This window comes from Mesorhizobium sp. M2A.F.Ca.ET.039.01.1.1 (assembly GCF_003998035.1).
In the GTDB taxonomy this organism is placed as follows: domain Bacteria; phylum Pseudomonadota; class Alphaproteobacteria; order Rhizobiales; family Rhizobiaceae; genus Mesorhizobium.
In genome coordinates this window covers 1-518 of the sequence record NZ_RZRY01001481.1, presented here as the reverse complement: position 1 = coordinate 518, position 518 = coordinate 1, and the positions used below count along the sequence as shown (strand labels likewise).

Annotated in this window: 1 protein-coding gene; it reads right to left on the bottom strand. The window is 61.4% G+C overall.

Going from position 1 to position 518, the window contains the following annotated elements; genetic code table 11:
• Nucleotides 1-518, bottom strand: a 518-nt coding sequence (locus EOA24_RS40555) for a hypothetical protein (RefSeq protein WP_127410951.1), incomplete at both ends; no start/stop codon positions are given.

The window sequence follows — 518 nt, the reverse complement described above, 5'->3', positions numbered from 1 at the left end:
GGTCGAAGTTCGGATCGTCGAGTAGCTCCGCAATCTGTTTGGCGATGTAGACCCGGATCTCCGGCTCTGCTCTCGCGATCTCCTCGACGAGCTCTTCCCGCCCGTCGACCAGAAGGAGAATGTCCTCGGCGTCTCGGCTGCCGATGAGGTCGCTTTCGCCTCGTCCGCGGTATGCCTCCAACTTGGTCGCGACAAACAGCTGCGGCGTGAGGCGCCGGATCTCAAGCGCCTCCTCCAGCTGTTCTGGTACGGCCGTCTCGATCCCCTTTGCGTACCAGCGATTGCTGAACCCGAGAATCGCCTCGTCGTCCGGCATGAAGTCTACCTTGAGCTCGCCAAGCTTCATGCGGCAGATGACAGTGTCATCAACCGCTTCGGTGAAGCCGCGTGCGCGCAAGCGCTCCGTCAGCTCGACCCATTCTGCAAAGCCAGCGAGATCGACGATCAGGTCGATATCGTCGGTCGCTCTCACCCCTTCGAGAACGATGGGGTCGGTGATGTAGAGCGCGGTCGTGCAG